The 13,188-nt window shown below is 39.2% G+C and carries 12 protein-coding genes; 2 read left to right on the top strand and 10 right to left on the bottom strand.

All coding sequences use genetic code 11. The features are described 5' to 3' along the window. Nucleotides 1-94: 94 nt before the first annotated feature. Both rpoN and CDO33_RS09345 read right to left on the bottom strand, forming a co-directional pair. Nucleotides 95-1,258: an RNA polymerase factor sigma-54 gene (gene rpoN, locus CDO33_RS09340; RefSeq protein WP_161496613.1), complete on the bottom strand. Its 1,164-nt coding sequence runs from the start codon at nucleotides 1,256-1,258 to the stop codon at nucleotides 95-97. A gap of 177 nt (nucleotides 1,259-1,435) precedes the next feature. After that, complete coding sequence (locus CDO33_RS09345) at nucleotides 1,436-2,032, bottom strand: 5-formyltetrahydrofolate cyclo-ligase (RefSeq protein ID WP_103083185.1); 597 nt, start codon at nucleotides 2,030-2,032, stop codon at nucleotides 1,436-1,438. A 274-nt stretch (nucleotides 2,033-2,306) separates the two neighbouring features. On the opposite strand from CDO33_RS09345, the gene CDO33_RS09350 reads away from it, so the two are divergent. Continuing rightward, on the top strand, nucleotides 2,307-3,671 hold the full coding sequence (locus CDO33_RS09350; protein WP_207655289.1) for a DDE-type integrase/transposase/recombinase: 1,365 nt from the start codon (nucleotides 2,307-2,309) through the stop codon (nucleotides 3,669-3,671). A gap of 671 nt (nucleotides 3,672-4,342) precedes the next feature. On the opposite strand, the gene CDO33_RS09355 is transcribed toward CDO33_RS09350, so the two are convergent. From CDO33_RS09355 to CDO33_RS21255, 7 genes are all read right to left on the bottom strand, one after another. Next, a complete protein-coding gene (locus CDO33_RS09355) occupies nucleotides 4,343-4,699 on the bottom strand; it encodes a zinc ribbon domain-containing protein (protein ID WP_103081227.1) in 357 nt (118 codons plus the stop codon). 606 nt (nucleotides 4,700-5,305) lie between these two features. Further along, complete coding sequence (gene ligA / locus CDO33_RS09360) at nucleotides 5,306-7,273, bottom strand: NAD-dependent DNA ligase LigA (RefSeq protein ID WP_103081228.1); 1,968 nt, start codon at nucleotides 7,271-7,273, stop codon at nucleotides 5,306-5,308. A 39-nt stretch (nucleotides 7,274-7,312) separates the two neighbouring features. Then, nucleotides 7,313-8,008, bottom strand: coding sequence for a M50 family metallopeptidase (locus CDO33_RS09365; RefSeq protein WP_103081277.1), 696 nt, complete (start codon nucleotides 8,006-8,008; stop codon nucleotides 7,313-7,315). 177 nt (nucleotides 8,009-8,185) lie between these two features. Then, a complete protein-coding gene (locus CDO33_RS09370) occupies nucleotides 8,186-9,040 on the bottom strand; it encodes an N-acetylmuramoyl-L-alanine amidase family protein (protein WP_103081229.1) in 855 nt (284 codons plus the stop codon). Between the two features lie 247 nt (nucleotides 9,041-9,287). Continuing rightward, nucleotides 9,288-10,664, bottom strand: a complete 1,377-nt coding sequence (locus CDO33_RS09375; protein ID WP_103081230.1) for an ISLre2 family transposase — start codon at nucleotides 10,662-10,664, stop codon at nucleotides 9,288-9,290. A gap of 127 nt (nucleotides 10,665-10,791) precedes the next feature. After that, complete coding sequence (gpr, locus tag CDO33_RS09380) at nucleotides 10,792-11,796, bottom strand: GPR endopeptidase (protein ID WP_103081231.1); 1,005 nt, start codon at nucleotides 11,794-11,796, stop codon at nucleotides 10,792-10,794. 181 nt (nucleotides 11,797-11,977) lie between these two features. Then, nucleotides 11,978-12,208 carry a hypothetical protein gene (locus CDO33_RS21255; protein WP_242974857.1) on the bottom strand — a complete coding sequence of 77 codons (231 nt, stop codon included), beginning with the start codon at nucleotides 12,206-12,208 and terminating at the stop codon, nucleotides 11,978-11,980. Between CDO33_RS21255 and CDO33_RS21675 the strand changes: the two genes are divergently transcribed. Further along, the gene (locus CDO33_RS21675; RefSeq protein WP_422678836.1) at nucleotides 12,102-12,410 is read left to right on the top strand and encodes a VanZ family protein; all 309 of its coding nucleotides are present in this window, start codon (nucleotides 12,102-12,104) and stop codon (nucleotides 12,408-12,410) included. The two genes, CDO33_RS21255 and CDO33_RS21675, sit on opposite strands and share 107 nt — an antisense overlap. A 27-nt stretch (nucleotides 12,411-12,437) precedes the next feature. Here the strand turns inward: CDO33_RS21675 and CDO33_RS09390 are convergent, their stop codons facing one another. Next, nucleotides 12,438-13,187, bottom strand: a complete 750-nt coding sequence (locus tag CDO33_RS09390) for a hypothetical protein (RefSeq protein ID WP_103081233.1) — start codon at nucleotides 13,185-13,187, stop codon at nucleotides 12,438-12,440. Nucleotide 13,188: the final 1 nt, after the last annotated feature.

Genomic DNA, 13,188 nt, shown 5'->3' on the forward strand with positions numbered 1-13,188 from the left:
TGGCTTTTTTGCTTTGCAGCTTCCCTGGCTTTGCTTTGCAGCTATTTTGGCAAAAAGCCTTTAAGGCAAAACTTATAGCATATTAGGGCATACTTTAGCTATTAATAAAATATCTCATTTCAAATATCCCCCACACGCATTGTATGTATTTTCCATTTACTATGCTGGAAACTATCGATTCATGCATATCGACATCTTCCGCAATTTCCTTTGCTGATAATGGTTTTAAAAATTCCCTGCCCCTATGAAAAAAATCCGACTGCTTCGAAACTATTGAATCCGCAACTTTTTTAATAACTTCCTTTCTCTGGTCGATGCATTTTATCAGCCATTTTGCGCTGTCCAGCCTGGTTTTTATGAAATTTTTCACATCATTGCTCACATCCGAAGCCAAAATCCTGCCATAGTATTCATTTATGTTCAGCAAAGGTATGGAATCTTCATTAATATGTACCTCCAGCTTGGTTTTTGACTTTTTTACGATGACATCCGGAATTATATAATCCGCATTGCAGGTTTCAAAAAACTCCCTTCCGGGCTTTGGTTCCAGTGTTTTAATATAGTCGAAAATCTCTTCCACCGTTGTTCTTTTAAGGCCTGTTTTTTCGGCCACTTTGTCAATATCCCCTGCAGCCAGATCATTCATGTGGTTTTCTATAATATTTATGATGTTCTTATCTTTTATGTTCTTTTGTTTCAGTTGAATGAGTAGGCATTCCTTAAGATCCCTGGCACACACCCCCGGAGGATCAAAATTCTGGACATGCTTGAGTACCTTGTTGACTTTGCTGATGCTGACATTAAAATATTTTGCAACTTCAGGAAGGCCAACAGTCAGATATCCATTCTCATCAATATTGTTTATCAGGTATTCGCCTATGGATATCTGATTCTCTTCAAGGTTTGAGATATGAAGCTGCAGTATGAGGTGTTCCTTAAGGGACAGCATTGATTTTGGCATAAGCCTTGGATGTATGTACATGTACTCATTATTATATACGCTCTGTTCTTCTAAAATCATATTTGCGCTTGTTGCTTCACCCAGTTCTGTTTCGTCGTCCATATCTATATAAAAATTATCATCTATATATCTTTCGTCTTCCGCAAGCTCCAGCACCGGATTGTTTTCCATCTGTTCTTCTACATATTTGTATAATTCCTGTGAGCTCTTTCTGAGCACATCCAGCTCTTGTTTAACCTGGGGGGTAAGCAGAATTTTTTGGGAATCGACCAGACTGAGATCAAAACTAAAATCCAAGCAGCACACCTCACAAATAAGGTTATATTATATTATATACCCCAGCGGATGAATATATTAGTGTAGGACATATGGGTGCTGCAAAGAGTTCAAGCTGTAGGGTCAAAAAAGGATGGGCTGCGGCTGAAAGCCTTGCTTTGCGTTTTAAAAAGGCAAAGGGATAGACTGCACTTTTTCTTATATATTTCTGCTTTCGGTAATTATCATGTCCAGCGGTACGTCGTGCTTCTCAACAGGAAGCTCCTCCACTATTTGCAGTTCAAAAGCCAGCCCTGCTTTTAAACAATCCTTCTTCAGCTTAATCAAAAACCTGTCATAATACCCTGCGCCATATCCGATTCTGTTCCTTCGCACATCGAATACCGTCCCGGGGATTGCCGCAAAATCTATCTCGCATGGGTTGATCTCCCTTAATCTGTCTTTTCTGGGCTCAGGAATTCCATAAGTGCCGGGTACGAGATCCCCGTCGGGATCAAATATTTCCGATGCTATTATCTCACTGCGAGGACTCTCGGGCTTTCTCACCACCACCGGCACCGCAACCCTTTTTCCCTGCTGCAGGCAAGTTCTAATGAAATCCTTGGTCTCCACTTCATTATTGAAATCAACATAGGACATTACCACCTTGCTTGCCTTAAACTCTTTCAAATCAAGAAGCTTATCCGTTATCTTACGGCTTTTTTCCTTTATATCCTCAGCAGTGAGAAGAGCTCTTTTGGCCAATATCTCTTCTCTTAATCGCCTTTTTTCATCCTTCCTTTGTGTATCTTTCATATCTTTACCCTCCTATTTTCCGGGGTAGTGTCAAAAGTTTTGATATGCTTTTGACCTCTAACCCTTGGTTTTACTTGCTTTTATATTATTAAGGGTTTTACCCTCATTTAACTGGAAATTAAGAATGTATAGAAAGGCAAAGGTACTTGCCCTTTTTTTGGTATAATGTTGTTGCTGGACAACCCCCAAAGAAAGGAGTTAAGTACCTTTGAACAACATTATAACAGTTTTACTACTATACATTCAAATACAAGCTAAAATTATCATTTACCTCATGTGTGCACTCTTTAGTAAAGGATCCGTCCGCAAGTACTACGATGAGCCTGTTAGGAAGCCTTACCGCAAGCTTGTGGTGGATACCATGCCGATTATTGAGACACTTGAGAAGCTTGATTATAAGCAGCTTATTTCAAATCATCTCAAGGAAACCGGTAAGCTTATAACCCCTATTACAAGGAGAAAAGCTTCTACAGTCCCTGATACTATGGCCTGCCCAAGATGTGGAGCTCCTCATGAATACCTTTACGACAATACCGGTGGTAAAGGCCAGTACTTATGCAAAGTCTGCAAGTGCACTTTCAACAAGAAAAACCGTTACCTAAAAAATCTCATCTTCCTCTGCCCCCACTGTGGAAGGACACTGGAACTTAAGAAAGAGCGTAAGGACTTCAACGTACATAAGTGCACCAACTCCAAGTGCCCCTATTACCTTGACAGGCTCAATTCCATGTCCGAGGAAGACAAGCAGCGCTACAAGTCTTCTCCACATGATTTCAAGCTCCATTACATCTACAGGGAGTTTGATATTGACTTTGAGCCTTTGGTAAGAAAGCCTTCCCAGCCTCCGAGTGTAGATATATCAAGGCTTTATGTCTCTCCTCACGTCCTGGGGCTGATACTTACATACCATGTCAATTTTGGCCTTTCTACCCGGATGACAGCTGCCCTTATGCGTGAAGTACATGGTGTAAGTGTTTCTCATCAGTCGGTATCAAATTATGCCGATGCTGTTGCCACAAACATTAAACCCTTCATTGACAACTACAAGTATGATCTCTCAGATTCCATCTGCGGGGATGAGACGTACATAAAGGTTCTGGGCAAATGGCATTACGTATTCTTTATATTCGACGCAGTAAAGAAGATTATCCTCTCATACCCCGTCTCTGCCAACCGTGATGTTAAAGCTGCAATTTATGCTCTTGACGAAGCATTGTCCAAGTTCGATAAGCTTCCTGAGGATCTTACCCTGATCTTTGACGGGAACCCTATTTACATGCTTGCTCAACACTATTTCGCCCAGTACGGCATCCACTTTGACATAAAGCAGGTAATCGGTCTTACCAACGACGACCCTATCTCCGAAGAATACAGGCCTTTAAAGCAGATCATCGAAAGGTTAAACCGCACCTTCAAGGGAAACTACAGACCCACCAACGGTTTTAACAACTATGCAGGTTCAGTATCCTTCCTTACACTGTTTGTAGCCTACTTCAACTTCCTAAGGCCTCATTCCTCTCTGGAAGGCAGGGTGCCGGTGGTCTTAGAAGAGCTCAAAGACCGGCCTAATATGCCTGCCAGGTGGGTTACACTCATTAAAATGTCCCAAGAATACATCAAAGCCCAACAATCTGCTTAAGGAACGAAATTCATCCTCTTATTTTTGTAGCATAGCATAGCAAAACAGTCGCCGCCGAACCTGTGGAGTTTGTGGGTAACCCGCTGATTTGAGGGGTGTGGGTAACTTGTGTGATAAAGTGTTGGCAACACGCTTTTCGTTGCCAATGCTTTATCCACTTGTTATCCATGCCTCGGGCGGGTTATCCATCAAATCCACAGGTATTATATTCCCATGGTTTTTCTTGTTGCTTATTTGGTTTCCAATGTGCATATTTGGTAAATACTCTCATTTCTGGCGTCAAAATTTTATTCTTTCATAGAACTTTTGACACTACCTTTTCCGGCCATGAAATCATATCATATTTCAACACAAATGGTAAAGTATTGCCCTTCAGTTATTCATGTTTTGTGTGTAGATGCAGGATTTCCTCACTTTCAATATGAAATTTATCTAATAAATAACAAAACAACCAAGGATGAAATCTGGTTGTTTTGTCTTCATTCTACTTATCTCCACTTATAAACCAAGGCAAAAAGACGGCTCCACCCCTATAGTAAGGTTGTAAAACAAGAGGTGGAGATATCTTTTGCCATTTTAAGTACATTTTTATGCCAACCATCGCTCCTGATATATTAACAGGTTAGTTGGGCAACGGATTACCTGTCATAGCATTGGGTTTTCTGTGAATGTTACTGCTTGGTTCCGCACCGGGGACAATATATGACGTCTGCATCCAGCTCTGCTGAACAGTTGGAGCAAGCTTTCAGGTTTTTCAGTTCAAGTATTTTCTGCTTCATCTGTTTTATGTTCTCGCTTATGCTTTGTATCTGCTCGCAGCTATCCTTAAAAGCATCACCTATTGGCTCTCCTCTTTCGTAGGATTCATACAGAGCTTTTCCTATTTCACCGTATAGTTTCTTAATTTTATCCTCTTCTGCACTGATACTCATGTGCAACTTGGTAACTTCCACAATGTCATTTGACTTTTTTGCTGCAGCTTTTGCTGTGTTGCTAACCTTTTGTGTGATACCGCTAAAAACTGACATATGTAATCCTCCTTTTCATTCCATGATTTCTTATTAAATATTATATTATATCTTATTAATAATATCAACATTTATATTAAAAATATTAATATTAACTTTAAAAAAATAAATATATTACGTTTTTGACTCAGTATGCATTAATCAGGAATGGGCGAGGTGCTGGTTTCCGGTTTTCAGTTATGGACTTTCAGCACCTTTCCTGAACTAACTTTAGCATGTAAATGCGTATGCACTTTTCATGTTTGATTGCTCTTTCCAAGCATGAACAGTTGTGCTGGTTAACTTAAGACAGCAGAAAGCCTGAGTATATGAAAAAACCGCACAACTTAGCTATTAAAAACATACATTGCACTTATCAGTATATTCAAAACGTTGTTTCTGTGTGTACTGTTTTTTGCACAACATTTACGGTGTTTGCCACTGTTGGTTGAGTTATTTTAGGGCATTAAATCATATTAACACTCAAATGTTTATTTACCTTACGATGATTTTCAACCAACCATGTAATGAAGCAAATTTCTAACAAAGTTTTGCCAGGATGAAAGATAAATGCCTGCTTGGTATCACATATGCCGCCAAATGTCTATGCAGCTTCAATCCTTACCCTTAAGGCCTTACTCCGGAATTCATCCAATTAAGGAACTCTTCTTCGGTGATAATTTTTATTCCCAATTCCTTTGCCTTTTTATTCTTGGTGGAATTGGACGTATTGTCATTGTTTATTAAATAATTGGTCTTTGAAGTCACGGAGCCTGTGACCTTACCGCCTTTTTGCTCTATCGTCTCCTTTAGCTCATCCCTGTTTTTAAAATGCTCAACCGAACCGGTAATTACAAAAGTAATATTTTCAAATATCCTTTCCGCATCCGCTGACTTCATCGGCTCAAATTCTATCTCATTGAGAATATTCTTTATTATTCTTCTGTTTTTCTCATTGCTGAAAAATCTCACATAGTTATCCGCCATAATCTGGCCGACACCGTTTATTTCCAAAAGCTGCGGTATTGTAGCATTCTCGATTCTTTCCCAGTCATAATCAAACTTCCTGCATATATTTTTAGCATTGGACAGTCCCACATTGGGAATGCCCAATCCAAAAAGCAGCCTTACCACATTGGTTTTTCTTGATCTGTTAATAGCATTTACCAGGTTCTGATAAGACTTTTCGCCAAAACCCTCCATGCTGACAATTTCCTGTTTGAATTTTTCTATATGAAATAAATCTGCCGGTTCTTTTACAAGTCCCCTTCCTATGAGCTTTTCTATGGTAGCTTCAGAAAGGCCTTCTATGTTCATGGCATCCCTGCTTACAAAAAGGGTGAATAATTTTATCTGTTTTGCTGGGCAGTCCTCGTTTGGACAATACAAGCTCTTTACATCATTGTTTTGCTTTATGATCGTCTTACTACCGCATGCAGGACATTCCTCCGGTATGCAAACCTTCCCGCTTCTTGTCAGGTTGTCGGACACCTGCGGGATAATCATGTTTGCTTTATATACACAGATGGTATCTCCAATTCCCAGCTCCAGCCCTTCCATAATGCTGATATTATGAAGGCTTGCTCTGCTTACCGTCGTCCCCTCAAGCTCCACGGGTTCGAAGATTGCCACGGGATTTATCAACCCTGTACGGGATGCGCTCCACTCAATTTCCAGCAGTTTGGTTTCTTTTATCTCATCACGCCATTTGAAGGCTATCGAATCTCTGGGGAATTTGGCCGTTACGCCCAGAGACTCTCCATATGCGATGTCATCATAGGTTAAGACCAATCCATCGGAAGGAAAATCATTTTTGGCAATGTTCTCCTCAAACCATGATACCGCTTTTTCTATATTGGATGAGTCAACCTTTTTATACGTCACCACATCAAAGCCCTGATTCTTTAACCATTCAAGCTGGGCCATCCTGGAGTTGCCGAAATCCACACCATCGGCCTTTACTATTGAGAAAGCAAAAAAATGCACATTTCTTTCGGAAGTTACTTTATTGTTCAACTGCCTTACCGATCCGCTGCAGAGATTTCGCGGATTTTTATACTTACTGGCTACATCAGGTATTTCGTTGTTAATCTTTTCAAAATCAGAGTAGCTGATAACGGCTTCCCCTCTGAGAACCAAATTTCCTTTGTAGGAAATGTTGAGGGGTATGTTGGAAAATACCTTTACATTATTGGTCACTACCTCTCCCACTTCGCCATTCCCTCTGGTTACTGCCTTTAACAGTTTACCTTCAGTATAAGTCAATACGATGGTAAGTCCGTCCAACTTCCATGAAAGCAGCCCGGTTTGATCCCCCAGCCATTCTTTTAAAGCCCCTACATCCTTAGTTTTATCCAAGGACAGCATCGGTTTTTCATGACGCTCTTTGGGCAGGCTTCCTAGCAGCTCATAACCCACATGAATGGAAGGGCTGTTGGATAGAACTATACCCGTTTCTTTTTCCAGCTCCAACAATTCATCATATAATTTATCATACTCCAGGTTGGACATGATTTCCCTATTTTCCTGGTAATAAGCCTTGGATGCTTCATTCAGCAATTTTATTTTTTCCTTCATCAGCTGTAGTTTATCCATTGGATTTGTCCTCCTGTTTTGTCTTAAATATTAACTGTCTTATTTTTTGCCTTTTGACGGCCTTATCAAAGTAGCATTTATCGCGATCAAGGATACCGCAAGCCAGATGATGCCCCAGACTATTGCCGGGATGCGGGTCATGTTTGCCAATTGCACCGCATCCGTCATGGGCTGTTTGTCACCCCAGCCTGCAATTATGCCTAAATACCTGTTTATCTGAAGAAGAATTGTATCCACGAAGGTGTCGTATATCGCATAGGAAACGGCAGCGATTCCCATAATGTCTATAACCCAATCATTAATCTTCTCGTTTCCCAGCATATACAGTATGATTACGAACACGGCAAAAATTATGGCATACAACAGGGCAAAGGAAAAGCCTGAAAATTTGATTGTTATGCCCAGGAACACTATTGCGAGACCACCTAAAATATAGTTTTTGAATGCCGTGTTTTTAAGGCTTAATATTAATAAGGCAAATAATATGCTCCCAAGATATCCGCCGTTGGCTATCATAAAGCTTGAAAACCAACCTTTGGATTGAGCCAGGACATAACCGCTCTCATTATAATTCACATTGAAGCTCTGAATTCCGTAACCAAAAATAAAGGCCATCAGAGAATGCCCCAGTTCATGAAGAAATACGGTAAAAATTTTAAGAGGTTTCATTATTACTGAGTTCCAGAGTATCAGTACCAATGTAAGTATTAGAAAGTACTTACCTACTCTTTTCATAAAATCACCTGTCACACCCATCCATTTATTTCCAAGGAAATAAATTACATAATCTTTTTTAGTACTGCTATTGCTGCCTTCAGGCAATCATATATATATTAAAATTATATAATCAGCACAAAAAAAAAGAAAGGGTTTTTTCCTTTCTTTAGTTAAAAGATAAATCAGAAGATGAGGCTATTTATTTTCAAATTTAAGCCTTAAAGCTTCAATAATTGCATCGTGCAAAGCTTCAGCAGCCTTTAAACGGTATTCCTGGGATTCGAGCTTGCTCCGGTCGGAAGGATTGGATATATATGCAAGTTCCGCAATCACCGCCGGTACTTCTGCAAGACGCAAGACTGCAAGCTTCGGTCTTTCAATTATGCCCCTATCACTGGTCTGCAGCTTTTCTACCATTTTTTCCTGAACCAACAGGGCCAGCTTTTCAGAATCCAGTATCTCGTCACCGTATTTCCCTGTATTGAAATATAGAGTTTCGGAGCCATGAACTTCCGGATTGTCTTCCATACCATTTACATGAACGCTGATAAACACATCCGCACCGGCTTCATTGGCCATGTTTATTCTGTCTTTCAGTTCTACATTTACATCCTTTTCTCTTGAGAATATTACTTTAACACCTGATTTATCCAGCAATTCACCAAGCTTCAAGGATACGTCCAGGGTTATGTTTTTTTCCTTCAATTCCTCGTAATATGTTCCATAATCATTTCCGCCATGTCCCGGGTCTATTGCTACTATCGTATTTTTTAACCATTCATTGAAATCCTTGTCGGCAGCTCCTATATTTTTGTCTTCCACATCTTTGTCCGGCTCCCTCTCTTCCGGCTGCTGGCCTTTTATATCTGTGGTATCGGACGCGTCTTTAGCACTGTTGTCTGTCAGATATGCCTTCGATGATATATCACTGTCTTTAGCACTGGTAGTCGCATATTCGGCCGAAATAACCAACAGCACAAGAAGTACAAATATGCCTATAAGCCCAATGCGATACTTTTCATTCATGACCCTCGAAAAATTACTATACATTTAATCACCACTTATACAAAAATTAAACAACTGATATCATTGCTGCCGGCACTAAAGAATTATATCTACACCTAATGGCACTAACAGGTTTTTGCAAAGGAGCAAAACACAGCCATATACCGGGATTACAGCATAATAATATAATAATATCCCTTAATAGATCAGTCAAGTTAAAGATGTTTTACAGGCAGTGTCAATTTGTTTTCGGTTTTTTAAAAAGCAGGTACACTCTTTATGTTTAAATAGCTTAAAAAATATAGCCGCTATTTCTTACGTTTCTAAGTGCCCGAGTTAACTGACTTACCTTTCCACGATTTAATACTGTGATGTTATGTATCATTTCTCTAGAGGCTTTTCTGTACGCTTTTGATACCTTATCCAACACTTTCTTTTTTACTTTGTACGGAGCTTCGGTCTTTTTGATATGCCTTATTTCTACATGCCCGCCACTACAGCAAAATGCTCTAAGCTCTGCCATAGTTTTTAGACCCTCTCGGCTCCATCCTGACGGCCTGCTGCTCAACCGGCTGGATAATACATGGCTTACATGCCCTTCTGTATTGCTGCCCCTTGAAGCTTCCTCCTGGTATGCTACTATTCCATCCCAGTTTGTTATGATGTAATTTCTGAAACTATCTATTTTTTCCTTAACCTTCTCATTTTCCGCACCCTTACGAAGCTCTCTGCATACCTCCTTAAGGGATTCCTTGTCTGCTTCAATTACTGCATCCCTCAGCTTAGCACAAATAAGCTCATCTCCTCTGGATACTTCCTTTAAGGCTTTATTTAAATGATACCTATCCAATACAAACTGTGCTTTGGGCAAGTATGACAGTCCTGTTTTAATCCATGATGCTCCATCCCCATGAAGATATATTTTCTCTATTTCATCTACATCATAGGCTTCATAAATCCATTCTGCGGCTTCCTGCCACATATCGTTTATACTTTTCCCATGGCTGCTTATATGATGAATATTGATACATTTTCCCCTTTTGCCTCTACGCTTAACACCTTCATGTATACTAATAAGAGGAACAATTGTATCTGTCCCGTCCTGTAGTGAAACATGATCCTCGTCTGCTTCCACATTCAGATACCTTACCTTATGCTTTTCCTGAGGAACCTCTACTTTAAGCCCTGTTGTCCGTCTGATTTTATTCATTACTGTCTGACGGCTTATATTCCCATCACAAACATACTGGCTGCTCTTAGAGTATGATACTTCTGATGCGCTTTCAACTAAGGCTGCTGAAACAGAACCGGTAACTCTATCATAGCTTTCGATTCCTACTACTCTATCCAATAAGTAAGAGTATGTACCATCTAACCTGTTCTTGTAATATCTTCTTTTAAATTCTAAACTGCCAAACTGAGTATATATTTCTCTTTTATCATCCTTATGCTCAACTACATAACCTTTTTTCTTCCTACCCGTCTTATCTTCTGCTATTGCTTCGTCCAGCCCTTCAAGGTAGGTTTTCATCATCTTTCTAAGATAACAATTAGTCTTTTCCTTAAGTTCGGTTTCCATTTCATCGAGCGTCCTTATTGCCCCTGCATTAAAGAAATCTAAAACCTCACTAATGTAATTCTCACAAATTTGTTGTATAATATTATTCATAAGAGACCCTCCTTGGTATTTTTTTGTGTTTAGCGACTAATATTTTACCAAAAAGAGTGGTCTCTTGCTATTTTTGTCCTAAAACAATTTTACACTAAGTGTTTTACATGGTCCCTGTTTTATACGTCTAATTTACATATCTATTCACATCATTCAACGTAATGCCCTGGTGAAGCGCGATATTCAAGCCGTTGGCGATGACTTTTGATACCCTGTCCACCAGCTCGTCTATTTCCTTTGGCGTTACTATGAGGTTACCTATATAAGGAGATAGAATCTCCCGTATCAATGAATATTTCTCTTCCCTGTCCATATCTTTTAGAGTCCTGTAAAATTGTGAATCCTGAGGTGCCTGCTTGATCATGCTGTCCAAAACAAGATCTATGGTATCATTGGCCATAGTAGCAGCGTCAACCACCATGGGAACTCCTATGGCTATAACCGGAACCCCTAGAGTCTGCCTTGACAGCTCCATTCTTTTGTTTCCTACTCCCGAACCGGGAGCGATTCCCGTATCTGCTATTTGTATGGTGGTGCTTACCCTTTCCATTTTCCTTGAAGCCAATGCATCTATTGCTATTATAAGGTCCGGTCTTACCCTGTCCACTATACCCCTGACTATTTCTCCCGTCTCTATTCCTGTTATTCCCAGTACCCCGGGAGCGACGGCACAGACAGGCCTGACACCTTCATCCACCTGTTCCGGAACATATTGAAGAAGATGCCTTGTCACCATAACACTGGAAACTACCTTTGGACCCAGGGAGTCTGGAGTGACGTTCCAGTTGCCCAGTCCTACTATAAGGATTGTGGTATCATCCCTGAGGTTAATTATGTTAACCAACTCCTTGGCCAAGGCTTTACAAGTGTTCTCATAAAGCTCCTGATCATTTTCCTTAAGCCTTGGTACTTCCAGGGTGATATAGTTGCCCATAGGCTTACCGATGGATTCTTCTCCTGCCGGTGAAGTCACCCTAACCCTTGTTATTTTTATTTCATCATCTCCTGCATTTTCCACTTCCACACCGGAAGGTTCTCTAACCTGCTGTGCCGAACCCTTCAGTTCATTCTCCTTTATCAGTTCATGAGCCTCAATAGCAAGGTCTGTTCTTACGCTTTTTCCAGCTATCATATACTCAACCCTTTCATTAGTTTTTATTTATTTTTTGCACATGGAAGGATTTCAATTCTGGTATTTGTCAGCTCCATTTTTATATTAATGGGCATTTTCTATGCACCGGAAAATTACATGTTTTTGAATTTACGACCATCAGTATATTAAGATAAGCAATTATTTATATAAAAATCTAGAATTAAAGCAATAATGCAAATTGACAGATAAGATATGATTTTCCATTGCCTGATTTTAAATTGACTTTCAATCTAATACCCTTAAAAACTGTAAAAGAAATGACCATTTTTGGATTTGGCATTTTTCTGAGGCAAATTGTGGGAAATATTGTTTTATTCATCCCCATGGGCTTCTTTGCTCCTGTTTTATCAAAGAAGTTCGCTTCTTTTAAATCAATTATTGGTTTTTGCATTGTTATTTCGTCAGGGATAGAGATCATTCAAGGAGTTATAAATGTCCTGACACAGTATTATAATAGGTCTGTAGATATTGATGATTTAATTTTAAACACTTTAGGGGCAGCTATTGGATTTCTTATTTTTAAGCTTTTTAAGCCAATAGTGCATAAGTTGTTTCCAAATCTGGTATGCTGCAATCTGACTGATAAGGTTTAGATCTTTTAACAATGGTTTCGGGCTATATTACAATGTTTTACTTACTAAATGCAAAACGCAATAATCCTCTTCAACAGAAATAACTCTTTCATTATTGTATCCGTGCTTCAAAAACCAATCCAAATTCCCATTGGGAAAAGTGCCTACCTCATCTGTAATAGCTATAATCTTAAGGTAGCCTTTTGTTTTTAAATATTTCTCCAATGCATTTAAAGGAGCAGACTTATAATCATATTCTGTGGATGAATGATAGAGACATGTTAAAAATGCTGTGTCTATATCTTTTGGAATTTTATATGGTACATTAATTGATGGAACATACTCTGCTCCGCCTAAAACTCTATTGTCTTTCACATTAATAAAGCCAAAAATATCCTCACAATATTCAGCAAGAAACGCTCCTTTTTTATTGCATGCTTCTTTGCATTGCGTCAAAGTACAGCCCGAAGACACTAAAGAGATATTATTATATGTTAATGGAATAATCTCACCTTTATATATTTTGGTTGCCAACGGAATAATATATGGTTTTTCAACTATTGCGCGTCCATTAAGTAAATTCTCTAATATACTTCTTTTTATAGGTCCTCTGTACCTGGTTCTACCTTCTATAACCGTCAGGAACGGAAAAAACATTTTCTGCTTCTCTGCCATAGAAAAATCATTGGATATGTCATGCAGATAGATATCAAATTTACTGTTATATTCATTTATTAAATTTTGCATCTCATAAATAATAGGACATTGCATGCCCCAATAGTAAAAATCAATTCTCATA

It is taken from the genome of Clostridium thermosuccinogenes (assembly GCF_002896855.1).
Lineage (GTDB): Bacteria > Bacillota > Clostridia > Acetivibrionales > DSM-5807 > Pseudoclostridium > Pseudoclostridium thermosuccinogenes.

Coding starts and splice junctions, on each gene's coding strand:
- CDO33_RS09345 (WP_103083185.1), bottom strand. CDS start 2,032: ATGAAAGATACACAAAGGAAGGATGAAAAAAGGCGATTAAGAGAAGAG.
- CDO33_RS09350 (WP_207655289.1), top strand. CDS start 2,307: ATGTGTGCACTCTTTAGTAAAGGATCCGTCCGCAAGTACTACGATGAG.
- CDO33_RS09355 (WP_103081227.1), bottom strand. CDS start 4,699: ATGTCAGTTTTTAGCGGTATCACACAAAAGGTTAGCAACACAGCAAAA.
- ligA (WP_103081228.1), bottom strand. CDS start 7,273: ATGGATAAACTACAGCTGATGAAGGAAAAAATAAAATTGCTGAATGAA.
- CDO33_RS09365 (WP_103081277.1), bottom strand. CDS start 8,008: ATGAAAAGAGTAGGTAAGTACTTTCTAATACTTACATTGGTACTGATA.
- CDO33_RS09370 (WP_103081229.1), bottom strand. CDS start 9,040: ATGTATAGTAATTTTTCGAGGGTCATGAATGAAAAGTATCGCATTGGG.
- CDO33_RS09375 (WP_103081230.1), bottom strand. CDS start 10,664: ATGAATAATATTATACAACAAATTTGTGAGAATTACATTAGTGAGGTT.
- gpr (WP_103081231.1), bottom strand. CDS start 11,796: ATGATAGCTGGAAAAAGCGTAAGAACAGACCTTGCTATTGAGGCTCAT.
- CDO33_RS21255 (WP_242974857.1), bottom strand. CDS start 12,208: ATGCAAAAACCAATAATTGATTTAAAAGAAGCGAACTTCTTTGATAAA.
- CDO33_RS09390 (WP_103081233.1), bottom strand. CDS start 13,187: ATGAGAATTGATTTTTACTATTGGGGCATGCAATGTCCTATTATTTAT.